Annotated in this window: 14 protein-coding genes; 4 read left to right on the top strand and 10 right to left on the bottom strand. The window is 46.8% G+C overall.

Annotation, left to right across the window (positions count from 1 at the left end; genetic code table 11):
- A complete protein-coding gene (locus tag GT360_RS02775) occupies positions 1–570 on the top strand; it encodes a BON domain-containing protein (RefSeq protein WP_164647404.1) in 570 nt (189 codons plus the stop codon).
- Positions 571–647: 77 nt separating this feature from the next.
- Here the strand turns inward: GT360_RS02775 and sspB are convergent, their stop codons facing one another.
- From sspB to zapE, 8 genes are all read right to left on the bottom strand, one after another.
- On the bottom strand, positions 648–1,139 hold the full coding sequence (gene sspB / locus GT360_RS02770) for a ClpXP protease specificity-enhancing factor (RefSeq protein ID WP_164647403.1): 492 nt from the start codon (positions 1,137–1,139) through the stop codon (positions 648–650).
- A gap of 11 nt (positions 1,140–1,150) precedes the next feature.
- On the bottom strand, positions 1,151–1,786 hold the full coding sequence (gene sspA / locus GT360_RS02765) for a stringent starvation protein SspA (RefSeq protein WP_164647402.1): 636 nt from the start codon (positions 1,784–1,786) through the stop codon (positions 1,151–1,153).
- A gap of 103 nt (positions 1,787–1,889) precedes the next feature.
- Complete coding sequence (locus GT360_RS02760) at positions 1,890–2,627, bottom strand: cytochrome c1 (RefSeq protein ID WP_164647401.1); 738 nt, start codon at positions 2,625–2,627, stop codon at positions 1,890–1,892.
- Complete coding sequence (locus GT360_RS02755; RefSeq protein WP_164647400.1) at positions 2,624–3,889, bottom strand: cytochrome b; 1,266 nt, start codon at positions 3,887–3,889, stop codon at positions 2,624–2,626. Before GT360_RS02755 ends, GT360_RS02760 begins: the two co-directional genes overlap by 4 nt.
- Complete coding sequence (gene petA, locus GT360_RS02750; RefSeq protein ID WP_164647399.1) at positions 3,889–4,482, bottom strand: ubiquinol-cytochrome c reductase iron-sulfur subunit; 594 nt, start codon at positions 4,480–4,482, stop codon at positions 3,889–3,891. The genes GT360_RS02755 and petA overlap by 1 nt, the downstream gene beginning before the upstream one ends.
- A gap of 297 nt (positions 4,483–4,779) precedes the next feature.
- Positions 4,780–5,172, bottom strand: coding sequence for a 30S ribosomal protein S9 (gene rpsI / locus GT360_RS02745; RefSeq protein ID WP_164647398.1), 393 nt, complete (start codon positions 5,170–5,172; stop codon positions 4,780–4,782).
- A gap of 15 nt (positions 5,173–5,187) precedes the next feature.
- A complete protein-coding gene (gene rplM, locus GT360_RS02740; protein ID WP_164647397.1) occupies positions 5,188–5,616 on the bottom strand; it encodes a 50S ribosomal protein L13 in 429 nt (142 codons plus the stop codon).
- Positions 5,617–5,875: 259 nt separating this feature from the next.
- Complete coding sequence (gene zapE / locus GT360_RS02735; RefSeq protein WP_164649551.1) at positions 5,876–6,985, bottom strand: cell division protein ZapE; 1,110 nt, start codon at positions 6,983–6,985, stop codon at positions 5,876–5,878.
- Between the two features lie 134 nt (positions 6,986–7,119).
- Between zapE and zapG the strand changes: the two genes are divergently transcribed.
- The 3 genes from zapG (at position 7,120) to degS (ending at position 10,339) form a co-directional block, all read left to right on the top strand.
- Positions 7,120–7,596, top strand: coding sequence for a Z-ring associated protein ZapG (gene zapG, locus GT360_RS02730; protein WP_164647396.1), 477 nt, complete (start codon positions 7,120–7,122; stop codon positions 7,594–7,596).
- Positions 7,597–7,735: 139 nt separating this feature from the next.
- Complete coding sequence (locus tag GT360_RS02725; protein WP_164647395.1) at positions 7,736–9,103, top strand: DegQ family serine endoprotease; 1,368 nt, start codon at positions 7,736–7,738, stop codon at positions 9,101–9,103.
- Positions 9,104–9,262: 159 nt separating this feature from the next.
- On the top strand, positions 9,263–10,339 hold the full coding sequence (gene degS / locus GT360_RS02720; protein WP_164649550.1) for an outer membrane-stress sensor serine endopeptidase DegS: 1,077 nt from the start codon (positions 9,263–9,265) through the stop codon (positions 10,337–10,339).
- Between the two features lie 75 nt (positions 10,340–10,414).
- Here the strand turns inward: degS and parC are convergent, their stop codons facing one another.
- The gene (parC, locus tag GT360_RS02715) at positions 10,415–12,694 is read right to left on the bottom strand and encodes a DNA topoisomerase IV subunit A (protein ID WP_164647394.1); all 2,280 of its coding nucleotides are present in this window, start codon (positions 12,692–12,694) and stop codon (positions 10,415–10,417) included.
- A gap of 3 nt (positions 12,695–12,697) precedes the next feature.
- Complete coding sequence (parE, locus tag GT360_RS02710) at positions 12,698–14,578, bottom strand: DNA topoisomerase IV subunit B (protein WP_164647393.1); 1,881 nt, start codon at positions 14,576–14,578, stop codon at positions 12,698–12,700.
- Positions 14,579–14,629 lie beyond the last annotated feature (51 nt).

The following is a 14,629-nucleotide window of genomic DNA, read 5'->3' as shown; positions in this document are numbered from 1 at the left end:
ATGAAGTTACTAAAACTCTTAGCTGCCGCCGCATTAACGTTTTCCCTGACAGGGTGTGCAGGGTTGTTCCTTGCTGGCGCAGCGACAACTGCAACGATTGTCACCGATACCCGCTCAACATCTGAGATGTGGCGTGACAACAACATTGAATTTGAGGTTGCCTCCATCACCAGTAAAGCCCCTTATGTGGATAATGTACGTGTCACTAGCAGCTCCTATAAAGGGATTGTGGTGTTAATGGGGCAAACCAATGATGAAACCTTAATCGCCGAACTCATCGATGATGTCGAAGGTATCGAAGGCGTTACTCAGGTGTATGACCAAGTACGTCAGCGCGAACCTCTATCCGTTTCCGGGATCAGCCGAGACAGTTGGATAACCACCAAGGTAAAATCAGCATTGCTGACAGAGAAAGAACTTAACGGCGTAAAAGTCAAAGTGATCACTGAAGATGAAGAGGTGTTTTTGCTTGGCTACGTCTCTCATCACCATGCCGATGTCGCCACTGAAGTCGCGAGAAACATCTCTGGTGTAAAAAAAGTCGTTAGAGCCTTTCAATACGGCGATTAAAGCAAGCTGACACCGTGTCTAAAATGTAAAAAAGCAGCGTTAATACGCTGCTTTTTGATATTCAATTCCGAAGTTGGCTACTTGACCACACGCAAACTTGGTTTGCCCTTAGGTCTTGGAGCAGGCTCAGGATCCGCCGTTTCAGCCTCAAGGTGCTCTTCAGTCGCTACCGATAAATGTTCATTACCTTCAACCAAATCATCACCAGAGTCGAAATCCTCCTCTTCGATACTGCCAGCATATGCTTCTTCTGGTTCAAACATCGTACCCGCACCGTTTTCACGTGCGTAGATTGCTTGAACTGCATATAACGGAACAATGACTGAATGAGGGCGACCGCTAAAGCGAGCATTGAACATAATCGCTTCATTACCCAGCTCTAGATTACCAACGGCTCGTGGAGCCACGTTCAAAATGATTTGACCATCTTGAACAAACTCCATCGGTACACGTACGCCACTCATCGTGGCGTCAACAACCAAGTGAGGAGTGAGATCATTATCCACTAACCACTCATAGAACGCTCTTAACAGATAAGGGCGTCTCGGCGTCATGTTAGAAACGTCCATCAACCAGCCTATTAGCGAGTCAGGCGCATTTCACGCTCTGCTTCTGTCAAAGAAGCTAGGAATGAATCACGTTCAAATACGCGGTTCATGTATACCTTAATCTCTTTTGAACCAGGACCAGAAAGCTCAATTCCCATTGAAGGCAGACGCCATAGCAATGGTGCTAGGTAACAGTCGATCAAACTGAACTCTTCACTCATGAAGTAGTCGTATTCGCCGAAGATCGGGCCAAGCATCAGCAGGTCATTACGTAGCTTGTTGCGAGCAGATTCTGCTTCTTCTGCGTTACCTTTAACAACCTTTTCTGCAAGAGAGTACCAGTTGCGCTCAATGCGATAGATCATTAGACGGCTGCTACCACGAGCAACAGGGTAAACAGGCATTAGTGGCGGATGAGGGAAACGCTCATCTAGGTATTCCATAATGATTTTAGAGTCATACAGTGCTAATTCACGGTCCACAAGCGTTGGGACAGATTTGTATGGGTTTAGCTCTGCTAGCTCTGCAGGAAGGTTGTTTTCATCTACCAGCTCAACTTCTACGCTGACACCTTTCTCAGCTAGAACGATACGAACCTGATGGCTATACAAATCAGATGCACTTGAAAATAGCGTCATCACAGAACGTTTATTGGCAGCTACAGCCATGGAGCCCTCCAGCACACTTACAATATAAATTGAGATAAAAATAATGGAGGCTAAGCCTCCATTACTTCATAAATTTGGAAAATAGCACGATATGATAGCACAATTAGTGCACATCACGCCAATACTCTTTCTTCAGTAACACGACAATGATAGTAAAGATGACCAGGAATCCCATCACCCACCAGCCAAGAGTATGACGCTCAAGTTTGACTGGATCACCAGAGTATTCAAGGAAGTTAACCAAGTCACGAACAGCATCATCATACTCTTCTTGGTTTAGCTCACCAGTGCCGTCAGATTTCACGCCAACGACCACTTGCTTCTCTTCACCATCAACCACTTTGGTCTGATAAACTGGCTCTGGAATACCTTGCAGTTCTTCCAATACATGTGGCATACCTACGCTTGGGAATACATAGTTGTTCACACCAAATGGACGAGAATCATCTTTATAAAAAGCACGTAGATAAGTGTATAACCAGTCCGTACCTCGCACTCGCGCAACAAGTGTAAGATCGGGTGGTGGTGCACCAAACCAAGCTGCTGCCGATGTCTGCGGAATCGCATTCACCATAAGGTCACCGATCTTGGCTTCTGGATCAAAGATCAGATTCTCTTTCATTAGATCATGCGGAATACCCAAGTCATCAGCTACTCGCTCGTAACGTTGATATTGCGCCGCGTGACAACCGAAACAGTAGTTCATGAACAACTTGGCACCATTTTGCAGTGATGCCTGATCTGACATGTCATTGTTGGCTTTGTCTAGCGGGACACTTACCGCTGCTGCCATTGCCATTGACGGCAGCATTGCAAATAAAACTAAAATCCATTTTTTCATTTGAATGTTACCCTTTCTGGCAGTGGTTTCGTTGCCTCGTTTTTACTGTAGAAGAACAGTAATACAAAGAACATGAAGTAACCCAAGCTAAAGATACGAGCAAGGATGGTATACAGCGGAGTCGCCGGTAACGCACCTAGAATACCTAGAGCAATGAAGCAGATAGTAAACTGAACAATATTGATAAGGTGCAGTTTGCTACGGTAACGATATGAACGAACTTTACAGCGATCGAGCCAAGGTAATAGGAATAGCACAACAATAGATGCCCCCATCGCGACAACACCAATGAGCTTGTCAGGAACCGCACGAAGAATCGCGTAGAACGGGGTAAAGTACCAAACTGGAGCAATATGTTCTGGTGTTTTCAACGGGTTAGCTGCTTCAAAGTTTGGTGGCTCAAGGAAGAAACCGCCCATTTCAGGGTTAAAGAACAGCACATAACAGAAGAAGAACAAGAAACCCGCGACACCAATCAAGTCCTTAACTGTGCCGTAAGGATGGAATGGAATCGAGTCTATGATGTCGTACTTTTTCGTGTAAGACTCATGGAATTTGAACTGTGGCTCATACCCCTTACCCATCGAGCCTTTTGGCAATTTGGTTTCAATACCATCTGGGTTGTTTGAGCCCACTTCATGCAATGCTAGAACGTGCAAAACAACCAGCAGCAGCAGAACAATAGGCAATGCTATCACGTGTAGTGCGAAGAATCGGTTCAGTGTGGCACCAGAGATAACGTAATCACCACGAATCCATAGAGTGAGATCATCACCGATTACAGGGATCGCTCCAAACAAGGAGATGATCACCTGTGCTCCCCAGTAAGACATCTGACCCCAAGGTAATAGGTATCCCATGAAGGCTTCGGCCATTAGCACTAGGAAGATCAACATCCCAAATAGCCACAGAAGCTCACGTGGCTTTTGGTAAGAGCCGTAGATCAAACCACGGAACATATGCAGGTAGACCACAACAAAGAAGGCAGAAGCGCCAGTCGAGTGCATATAACGAAGTAACCAGCCGTACTCAACATCACGCATAATATACTCGATAGAAGCAAAAGCGCCTTCGCCCGATGGTACGTAGTTCATCGTCAGCCAGATACCCGTTAGGATCTGGTTAACCAACACGAGCATGGCCAGTGAACCAAACAGATACCAGAAGTTGAAGTTCTTTGGCATTGGATACTCGGACAAGTGCTTCTTGTACGCATTCATCGCGGGTAAACGTTTTTCAACCCAATCTAATAAAGCTTGCATTAGGCTTCCCCTCCTTCATCGACACCGACGATCACTTTGGTGTCGCTGATATACATATGTGGCGGAACAACAAGGTTTAAAGGAGCTGGTACACCCTGGAAAACGCGGCCAGCCATATCAAACTTTGAACCATGACATGGACAGAAAAAACCAGACTTAACACCCTGAACTTGTTCACTAAAGGTGTCAGGCAAGTAGGTAGGAGAACACCCTAAGTGAGTACATATACCTACGGCCACAAAATATTCAGGTTTAATTGAACGATAAGGGTTAGCAGCGTAAGAAGGTTGTTGCTCTTCTGCAGAACTAGGGTCACGCAGCTGATTATCTAGGTCGGAAAGACCATCTACCACAGCTTGAGCTCGGCGCACGATCCAGACAGGTTTACCACGCCATTCGACGCGAACCATTTGTCCTTCCTCAAGTTTGCCGATATCCACTTCAACCGGTGCACCTGCCGCTTTGGCTTTGGCACTCGGATTCCATGACTTAATAAAAGGTACGGCAACAGCAGCAGCTCCTAAACCACCGACAACCGCGGTTGTGGCAGTTAAAAAACGTCTGCGTCCGTTATTTAATGGCGCATTGCTCATCCAAACATTCTCCCATTGACTCCCTTCAGGCTTGTTAAATTCCCTTTACAGAGCACGGCTAACAATTCCAGTTTTGATTGTATTTATTTGATGAGAAATGATAATGAAAACCCTACTTTTTGACAAGATAAAGCTACTTTTTTGTAACATACGTCAGGGTTTTAGAACAAAAGGTAAATTTTATTAGGAATAATGCTTGAGCGAGTGGAAGGGTTTTTACAGGCAATAAAAAAGCCTGGTAAAAACCAGGCTTTTGCAACTTTGCTCTTTCGAACAAACAAAACGATAATCGTAAAATTAACGCTTTGAGAACTGTGGACGACGACGTGCTTTACGTAGACCAACTTTCTTACGCTCAACGCAACGAGCATCACGAGTAACGTAACCCGCAGCACGTAGAGTTGGACGTAGAGACTCATCGTACTCCATAAGAGCACGAGTGATACCGTGACGGATAGCACCAGCTTGACCAGAGATACCACCACCTTTAACAGTGATGTATAGGTCAAGTTTCTCAGTCATTTCAACTAGCTCAAGAGGTTGCTTAACAACCATGCGAGAAGTTGGACGACCGAAGTACTCGTCAAGGCTACGCTTGTTGATTACGATGTTACCGCTACCAGGTGTGATGAACACACGTGCAGCTGAGCTTTTGCGACGGCCAGTGCCGTAGTATTTATTCTCTGCCATTTCCTAAATCCCCGATTAGATGTCTAGTACTTTTGGTTGCTGAGCAGCGTGGTTGTGCTCAGTGCCAGCGTAAACTTTAAGCTTACGGTACATAGCACGGCCTAGAGGACCACGTGGAAGCATACCTTTAACTGCTAGTTCGATAGCCATTTCTGGCTTACGGTCGATTAGCTTGTCAAAAGTGATTGACTTAAGGCCACCTGGGAATTCAGTGTGACGGTAGTAAGTCTTAGCTGCAGCTTTGTTACCAGTTACAGTAACTTTCTCTGCGTTGATAACGATGATGTAGTCACCAGTGTCAACGTGTGGAGTGTACTCAGCTTTATGTTTGCCACGTAGGCGAGATGCAATTTCACTTGCTAGACGGCCAAGAGTTTTACCTTCAGCGTCTACAACATACCAGTCGCGTTTTACAGTTTCTGGTTTAGCAACGAAAGTTTTCATGCTAATAATAACCCGATAATTTTGATTTACACTTAAAGGAGCATTTGCTCCCACTGACTAAGAGCCCAGTCATCACCCCTTCGAGTGGATGGCACTCTCGACCTTTAAGTTCATTGGACAGAGTCCGCAAAACAGGTCTGCAGTAACGGTGGGTCGCAGGATTATAGAGAAGTCAGACGAAAAAATCACCTCTTTTTCAGCATTAATTTAAATTTTTCTTAGCCTTGCCGATTCCCCTCGCCCGTTATCAATATTTCAATTAGGCCAGATGCTCTCGAGTAAGATAGTCATGGCTCTGCATCTCAACGAGCCTCGATTTACAACGCTTAAACTCAAAACTGAGTTGCCCCTCAACATACAAATCGTCGATAGCGACCTCAGCAGAAATAATGAGTGTCACATTTCGCTCATAAAACTCATCGACTAGGGCAATGAATCGGCGTGCGGCATCATCATTCGTTTGCCCCATCTGTTTTACGTCACTGAGCAGCACCGTGTGGTAGTAGCGTGATAACTCGATGAAATCATTTTGGCTTCGAGCTGATTCACACAACTGGGCAAAACTCGCGTGGAGCACCCCTTCACAGCTTCCTTCGACTTGTAGAAGCCTATGATTCACCTCTACCTCTTTAATCACCTGACATGGCGTGCAGTTCGGTGTTAAATCACGAAAATACTGATTCAAGTTGTCTGTGGCTTGTTTGTCTAGCGGGAAGTGATAGATCTCCGCTTGTTCGAGGGTTCGCAAACGAAAATCAACCCCACTGTCGACATTCAAAACATGGCAATGCTGCTCTATTAAAGCAATAGTCGGTAAAAATCGTGCACGCTGAAGGCCGTTGCGGTAAAGCTCTTGTGGAGGAATGTTTGATGTCGCGACGAGGACAACACCATGACTAAACAGCGCATTGAATAGAGTGGACAAGATCATGGCATCGGTAATATCAGAGACATAGAATTCATCAAAGCAGATAATCTTCACTCTTTCCGCAAGCCTTTGTGCAATCACATCCAGTGGATTAGCTGTATCCTTAAGCTCACCCAACTCATCGTGAACTTGGTACATGAAACGATGAAAATGGACACGCATTTTCTCTTCTGCTGGCAAAGCATGAAAAAAAGTGTCCATTAGGTAAGTTTTTCCACGTCCTACCCCGCCCCACATGTACAAACCTTGTGGAGGAGTCGCAATTTGCTCTTTCTTTCCCAATAGCTTTTGCATCATTGATAGAGGCTCTGGCTTAAAATTGAGGTACTGTTTGAACTCATCAAAGAGCAAAGTCAGCGCGTTGACGGCGGCTAACTGAGCCGGATCTTCCTCAAAACCGTTATGTTCAATATCGTGCTGGTAGCGCTGAACGGGTGACAAAATCTCGCTTTTCATTCCCTTCCTCGACGTGGCTATTTTTCTTTATCGTCTGTACGACTCATAGTAACATGGGAGCGAACCCCATTGTAATTGACTGGTTACATAAAGGTTAAATAACTAAAAGAGGAAACTATATGCCTTGGATTTACGCTATTGTTGGCTTACTGATTGGTGCGCTTATTGGTTACTTCGTAGCTCGTTTTACCGCTCCCGACGCAAAAAAACAAAAACACTTACAAAAAGATTTAGAGTCTGCCCAATTTACATTAGAGCAGCAACGCCAAGAACTGTCTGATCACTTTGCTCAAACCGCAATTCTACTCGATACCATTGGCAAAGATTACACTAAGCTTTATCAGCATATGGCAGAGACATCTCGTGAACTGCTGCCACAACTGCCAGAGCAAGATAATCCATTTACAAAGCTCGCCTCTAAACCTGAAACGACAGAAAAAAGCTCGATCTCTCGTGACGACATTAAAGAAGAGCAACCGATGTCTAACAGCGAACAAGCCCCTAAAGACTACGCGAACGGGGCCACTGGTCTGTTAAAAGAAGAAGAGAAAGAAATTATCCACTCACCAGAAGTGGTCACTGCAAAAGCTTCTTAACATTCTTCTGACATAAAATTAGGAACTTAGCTAAGGTTTTCGAGTCGAAGTCTCCATAGCATCAAAGAATTCTTGCTTTAGGTTCAAGCCTTGGCCAAATTTAGATTGGATTCTTGGGTACATTGATAGGAGTTATTAGATGAAAAAACCTTTGCTAGCTCTAACCGCACTTTCTCTTAGTCTGGGGATGGCTCTTTCCCCCGTGTCTGCTCAAGCAGCATTACCTCTCTCAGTTCAGGGTGAGCAACTACCTAGCCTTGCACCTATGCTTGAAAAAGTCACACCTGCGGTTGTCAGTATTGCCGTTGAAGGAACACAAACCGCACGCCAGCAAATTCCCGAACCATTTCAGTTCTTTTTTGGTCCAGAATTCCCCACCGAACAAATTCAAGAGCGCCCTTTCCGTGGGTTAGGTTCTGGCGTCATCATTGATGCCAAGAAAGGGCACATTGTGACCAACTATCATGTGATTAATGGTGCGGACAAGATCCGCATCAAACTGCATGATGGGCGCGAGTATGACGCTGAACTGATCGGTGGCGACGAGATGTCCGATGTTGCGCTACTGAAAGTTGATAAGCCTAAAAATCTCACCCAAATTTCCGTTGCCGATTCAGACAGTTTAAGAGTCGGAGACTTTACTGTGGCGATCGGTAACCCGTTTGGACTTGGACAAACCGTCACATCAGGCATTGTCTCAGCCCTTGGTCGAAGTGGCCTGAATCTTGAGAACTTTGAAAACTTTATCCAAACTGATGCCGCCATTAACAGTGGTAACTCAGGGGGCGCACTCGTTAACCTCAATGGCGAGTTGATTGGTATCAACACAGCAATCCTCGGTCCAAACGGTGGGAACATCGGTATTGGTTTTGCTATTCCATCGAATATGATGAAGAACCTCACGGACCAAATCCTCGAGTTTGGCGAAGTAAAACGTGGCATGCTCGGCGTTCAGGGTGGTGAAGTGACATCTGAACTGGCTGAAGCATTAGGTTATGAGTCAAGCAAAGGCGCTTTTGTTAGCCAAGTTGTTCCTGATAGTGCAGCCGATAAAGCAGGGTTAGAGGCGGGTGATATCATTGTGTCAATCAATGGCCGTAAGATTAACACCTTTAGCGAGCTGCGCGCGAAAGTCGCGACACTTGGAGCGGGTAAAGAGATTGAACTTGGCGTGGTCCGCGATGGCAAGTCGATGAAATTTGATGTCACTCTGGGCGAACAGAGCAACATGAAAACATCAGCAGACAAACTACACCCAGGGTTGACGGGTGCCGAGCTGACAAACACCACCGATCAAGATGCAATTTCTGGCGTGAAAGTTTCAAGCGTACTCAAAGGCTCACCGGCGGAGTCCTATCAATTACAACAAGGCGATATCATTATTGGCGTCAACCGCCACAGAGTGAAGAACTTAGCTGAGCTAAGAAGCATCGCTGAGAAAACGGATGGTGTACTAGCGCTGAATGTCCAGCGTGGAGAGAGAACACTCTATCTAGTGATTCGTTAAATCGTGCTTAAATAAGCCGCATGTTTTGACCAAAGGGCACGCACCTCGCGTGCCTTTTTTACAGCAAAAACAGATTGATAATGTGGTTTGTCTTTAACCACAATGCTATCCTTAGCAAATCTTTCCCTTGTTAATGGATGAGGCACACAACTGGTGCATATTGTTAACTTTCTCTTGCGCTCTGTTGGGCTTGGTCTCGCTACGGCTGCACTCTTACTGCTCGCTATGCCTTCCCTGCGTCAACAAGTGCTGCCAGATTACGCTGCACCACAGCCAGATAGCATTCAACAACTACAAGTTTCGTTCAAAGAAGCCGTTCGAGAAGCGGCTCCTGCCGTCGTAAACATATACAGCCGTAAATACACGGAAAGCTCAAGAACTCAGCTATCCACGCAAGGGCTGGGGTCTGGTGTCATCGTCGATAGCAAAGGCTACATCATAACCAACTACCATGTAGTGGCACTTGCTGACCAAATTATTGTTGCTCTGCAAGATGGTCGAGTGGCTGCTGCGCAAGTTGTTGGTGTTGACCGCCGAACTGACATTGCGGTTTTACGCGTTGAGGGAGAGAACCTCCCGGTTATTCCACAAAATGAAGAATACAAGGCGCAAGTGGGCGATATTGTGTTAGCTATTGGTAATCCATATAACCTGGGTCAAACCACCACATTAGGTATCATCTCCGCGACAGGTCGCTCATCCATCAGCGCTGATGGTCGACAGTCCTTTATTCAAACCGACGCGGCCATAAACGAGGGTAATTCTGGCGGCGCACTGGTCAACACGCGTGGTGAATTAGTCGGTATCAATACCGCCTCTTTCCAGCAAGCGACGGAGCTTGAGACCTATGGTATTTCCTTTGCCATTCCTTATATTCTGGCGAAGCGAATCATGGAAAAAATCATTGCTGACGGCCGAGTGATCCGTGGCTACATCGGCGTCGATGGGCAGGATATCAACTCCGTCACCGCAAGGCTTCTTGGTGATAATCATCGCGGTGGCATCGTTGTATTGGGTATTGATCCGAACGGTCCTGCTGCCGAAGCCGGCTTCGAAACTCAAGACATTATCTTAACGATTGATGGCCAAAAGGTCAGCGGTAAACAGAGTGTGATGGATCAAGTCACCGACTTACGTCCTGGCACCCGTATTAATATCGTCGTATTACGTGATGGTAAAGAGCTGGAGTTACAGGTCACTGTTGGAGAAGATTCACGAGACTTTATACCGCAATAGGCGGCTCAATCCTCTGAATAAAAAATGCCCTGAACTCATGTTCAGGGCATTTTTTTAGTCAGCTAAAATCTTGTTTTAGGACTCTTCAACGTCTTCATTGCTGTGAGCAGCGGACTCGACCTCAATGCGCGTCACACGCTGCAATCCTCTTGGCAGAAGACCACCGCGACGACCTCGCTCACCTCGGAAGTTATCCAGATCCGCAGGCTTCAAACCAAGCTTACGTTTACCTGCATACAAGGTTAACGTTGCGCCTTGAGGCACCGGCATCAAGTGAGAGACAAACTCTTCACGCTCTTTTGCCTTCGCCGCAGGGATATTGATGATCTTATTACCTTTACCCTTACCTAACTGTGGTAAGTCCTTGATTGGGAACATCAACATGCGACCTTGGTTGGTGATCGCTAAGATCTCATCTGTATCGAGGTCACTAATCGCCAGTGGTGTCATGACTTGCGAGTTTTGTGGCAAGGTAACCAGCGCTTTACCGCTACGGTTTTTCGACAGCATATCACTGCCCTTACACACAAACCCATAGCCAGCATCTGAACCAATCAGCCACAGCGCTTCGTCATCACCCATCACCACCTGAGTGATGTTTGTCCCCGCTGCTACGTTGAGTCGACCTGTGATTGGCTCACCTTGGCTGCGTGCAGATGGCAGCGAGTGCGATTCAAGTGAGTAGCTACGACCATCATTACCCAAGAACACCGCTTGTTGATTACTCTTACCACGAGCATGAGCAAGGTATTTGTCGCCCGATTTATAGTTTAGGCCAGTTGCATCCACATCGTGACCTTTAGCGTGGCGAATCCAACCCTTGTCAGAAAGGACAACCGTGATTGGCTCACTTGGCACAAGATCGCGTTCAGTCAGTGCTTTTGCTTCTGCGCGCTCTACCAGTGGTGAACGACGATCATCACCGTACTTCTCAGCATCCGCTTTGATCTCTTTCTTCAGTAGCGTATTCATACGACGCTCAGAACCAAGCAACTGTTCTAGTTTTTCACGCTCTTTTTCTAGTTCATCTTGCTCACCGCGAATCTTCATCTCTTCTAACTTCGCAAGGTGGCGAAGTTTAGTATCAAGAATCGCGTCTGCTTGAATATCGGTAATACCAAAGCGCTGCATTAGAACCGCTTTTGGTTCGTCCTCTGTACGGATGATTTCAATCACTTCATCCAAGTTGAGGTAAGCGACCAATAAACCTTCCAAGATGTGTAGGCGAGCCAGTACTTTATCTAAGCGATACTGCAAACGACGACGCACGGTTTCACGACGGAACTCAATCCACTCACTCAAGATCTGAACCAGGCCTTTCACCTGTGGGCGGTTGTCTAAACCGATCATGTTGAGGTTAACGCGGTAGTTACGCTCTAGGTCTGTCGATGCAAACAGATGGTTCATCAGCTGTTCAGTATCAACTCGGTTGGAACGAGGCACAATCACGATACGAGTCGGGTTTTCATGGTCTGACTCATCACGTAAGTCATCAACCATAGGTAGCTTCTTAGCACGCATCTGATTTGCGATCTGCTCGAGCAACTTAGAACCAGACACTTGGTGCGGCAATGCCGTCACGACAATTTCTGAGCCCTCTTTATGCCATACCGCACGCATCTTGATGCTGCCACGACCATTACGATAGATCTTTTCAAGGTCAGACTGAGGCGAGATAATTTCAGCTTCAGTTGGGTAATCTGGACCCTTAACAAACTGCATCACATCTTGCAGTTCCGCTTTCGGGTTATCGATCAAATGAACCGTTGCTTCAGCGACTTCACGCACATTGTGCGGCGGAATATCCGTTGCCATACCGACCGCAATGCCTGTCACACCATTTAGCAGGATGTGTGGAAGACGTGCAGGCAACATTTGTGGCTCTTTCATCGTGCCATCAAAGTTAGGTTGCCACTCAACGGTACCTTGACCAAGCTCACCGAGAAGAACTTCGGCAAACTTAGACAGTTTCGCTTCGGTATAACGCATTGCTGCGAACGATTTCGGATCGTCTGGAGCACCCCAGTTACCTTGACCATCCACCAGCGGATAACGGTATGAGAACGGCTGTGCCATTAACACCATCGCTTCATAACAGGCTGAGTCACCGTGCGGATGGTATTTACCCAACACGTCACCAACGGTACGTGCTGATTTTTTATATTTTGCTGCTGCCGAAAGACCAAGCTCCGACATCGCATAAATAATACGTCGCTGGACCGGCTTCAAACCATCGCCAATGTAGGGCAATGCGCGGTCCATAATTACGTACATTGAGTAATTTAGATAAGCGTCTTCGGTGAACTTGCGCATCGGCAATTGTTCAACGCCATCGTATGTAATCTCAGTAGACATTCATTAAACCTCTGCCATATCGCCGTTAGATTGCAGCCAGTGACGGCGGTCATCCGCACGCTTTTTACCGAGCAACATATCCATCATTTCCATGGTCTGCTCATTATCATCAATGGTTAACTGAACCAAACGACGAGTATTTGGATCCATGGTCGTTTCACGCAACTGCAGTGGGTTCATCTCACCCAGACCTTTGAATCGCTGCACGTTGATTTTGGCTTTTTTCTTCGATAGGCGCTCTAAGATGCCCTCTTTCTCATCATCATCGAGTGCGTAGAACACCTCTTTACCGCAATCAATACGATACAAAGGAGGCATTGCCACGTAGATATGACCCGCTTCCACCAGTGCGCGGAAGTGACGAGTAAACAGAGCACATAGAAGTGTCGCGATGTGCAGGCCATCCGAGTCCGCATCGGCTAGGATACAGATTTTACCGTAGCGCAAGCCTTCTAGGTTATCGCTATCAGGGTCAATACCCAAAGCAACTGAAATATCATGCACTTCTTGAGAAGCAAGAACCTGATCAGCAGAGACCTCCCAAGTATTAAGGATCTTACCACGTAGTGGCATCACCGCTTGGAACTCGCGATCGCGTGCCTGTTTCGCCGAACCGCCCGCCGAGTCACCCTCGACAAAGAAGATTTCAGTGCGGTTTAAATCTTGAACCGAGCAGTCAGTAAGTTTGCCGGGCAGAGCGGGGCCAGAAGCCACTTTCTTACGCACGACCTTCTTGCTCGCTCGCATCCGGCGGTGAGCATTGGCAATACACACTTCAGCCAGTAGTTCTGCCAGCTGTGGCTTCTCGTTAAGCCATAGGCTAAACGCATCTTTAACCACACCTGAAACAAACGCCGCAGTTTGACGAGAAGACAGGCGCTCTTTAGTTTGACCAGCAAACTGAGGGTCTTGCATCTTAACCGATAGTACGTATGAACAGCGGTCAAAGACATCATCACCGGTCAGTTTCACGCCACGTGGAAGCAAATTGCGGAACTCACAGAATTCACGCATCGCGTCTAACAAGCCCTGACGTAGACCGTTAACGTGGGTACCACCTTGAGCTGTTGGAATCAGGTTCACATAGCTTTCAGTGATCATCTCGCCGCCTTCTGGCTGCCAAATCACTGCCCATGTGGCCGCTTCCGTTTCTGCAGAAAATTCACCCGTAAATGGCTTTTCAGGCAGAACTGGATAGCCTTTAACGCCTTCAGCAAGGTAGTCTTTCAAGCCATCTTCGTATAGCCAGCGGTGCTCTTTACCATTCACCTTATCGCTAAAGGTGATCTCGAGCCCCGGACACAGTACCGCTTTTGCACGCAGGTTATTCACCAAACGCGTTACTGAGAAGTTCGCTGAATCGAAATAGCTGGCATCAGGCCAAAAATGAACGCTGGTGCCTTTATTGCGGCGACCACACGTACCCGTTACGGTCAGTTCTTCAACCTTATTGCCATTCTCGAAGGCCATCTCGTAGACTTGACCCTCGCGGCGAACGGTCACCTCGACGCGCTTTGAAAGTGCGTTAACCACGGAAATACCGACACCGTGAAGACCGCCTGAGAATTGATAGTTCTTATTGGAGAACTTACCACCAGCATGCAGCTTACAAAAAATCAGTTCCACACCAGAGATCTTCTCTTCTGGGTGGATATCGACAGGCATACCACGACCATCATCGATCACTTCGAGTGATTGGTCGGCATGCAGAATGACTTGCACCTTAGAGGCATGTCCAGCTAGCGCTTCATCGACACTGTTATCGATAACTTCTTGGCCCAAGTGGTTAGGGCGCGCTGTATCCGTATACATCCCTGGTCGGCGACGCACTGGTTCTAAACCATTAAGAACCTCAATGGCTCCAGCATTATATTGTTCTGTCATAGTACGGAATAATAAACGTAGATAAGTAAAAGGGTACTTTGCAGGCTTTGT

The organism is Vibrio astriarenae, assembly GCF_010587385.1.
Lineage (GTDB): Bacteria > Pseudomonadota > Gammaproteobacteria > Enterobacterales > Vibrionaceae > Vibrio > Vibrio astriarenae.
This window is presented reverse-complemented; position numbering and strand designations above follow the sequence as displayed.

Excerpts from the sequence above, each read along its gene's own strand:
- GT360_RS02775 (WP_164647404.1), top strand. The coding sequence starts at position 1 with ATGAAGTTACTAAAACTCTTAGCTGCCGCCGCATTAACGTTTTCCCTG.
- sspB (WP_164647403.1), bottom strand. The coding sequence starts at position 1,139 with ATGGACGTTTCTAACATGACGCCGAGACGCCCTTATCTGTTAAGAGCG.
- sspA (WP_164647402.1), bottom strand. The coding sequence starts at position 1,786 with ATGGCTGTAGCTGCCAATAAACGTTCTGTGATGACGCTATTTTCAAGT.
- GT360_RS02760 (WP_164647401.1), bottom strand. The coding sequence starts at position 2,627 with ATGAAAAAATGGATTTTAGTTTTATTTGCAATGCTGCCGTCAATGGCA.
- GT360_RS02755 (WP_164647400.1), bottom strand. The coding sequence starts at position 3,889 with ATGCAAGCTTTATTAGATTGGGTTGAAAAACGTTTACCCGCGATGAAT.
- petA (WP_164647399.1), bottom strand. The coding sequence starts at position 4,482 with ATGAGCAATGCGCCATTAAATAACGGACGCAGACGTTTTTTAACTGCC.
- rpsI (WP_164647398.1), bottom strand. The coding sequence starts at position 5,172 with ATGGCAGAGAATAAATACTACGGCACTGGCCGTCGCAAAAGCTCAGCT.
- rplM (WP_164647397.1), bottom strand. The coding sequence starts at position 5,616 with ATGAAAACTTTCGTTGCTAAACCAGAAACTGTAAAACGCGACTGGTAT.
- zapG (WP_164647396.1), top strand. The coding sequence starts at position 7,120 with ATGCCTTGGATTTACGCTATTGTTGGCTTACTGATTGGTGCGCTTATT.
- GT360_RS02725 (WP_164647395.1), top strand. The coding sequence starts at position 7,736 with ATGAAAAAACCTTTGCTAGCTCTAACCGCACTTTCTCTTAGTCTGGGG.
- parC (WP_164647394.1), bottom strand. The coding sequence starts at position 12,694 with ATGTCTACTGAGATTACATACGATGGCGTTGAACAATTGCCGATGCGC.
- parE (WP_164647393.1), bottom strand. The coding sequence starts at position 14,578 with ATGACAGAACAATATAATGCTGGAGCCATTGAGGTTCTTAATGGTTTA.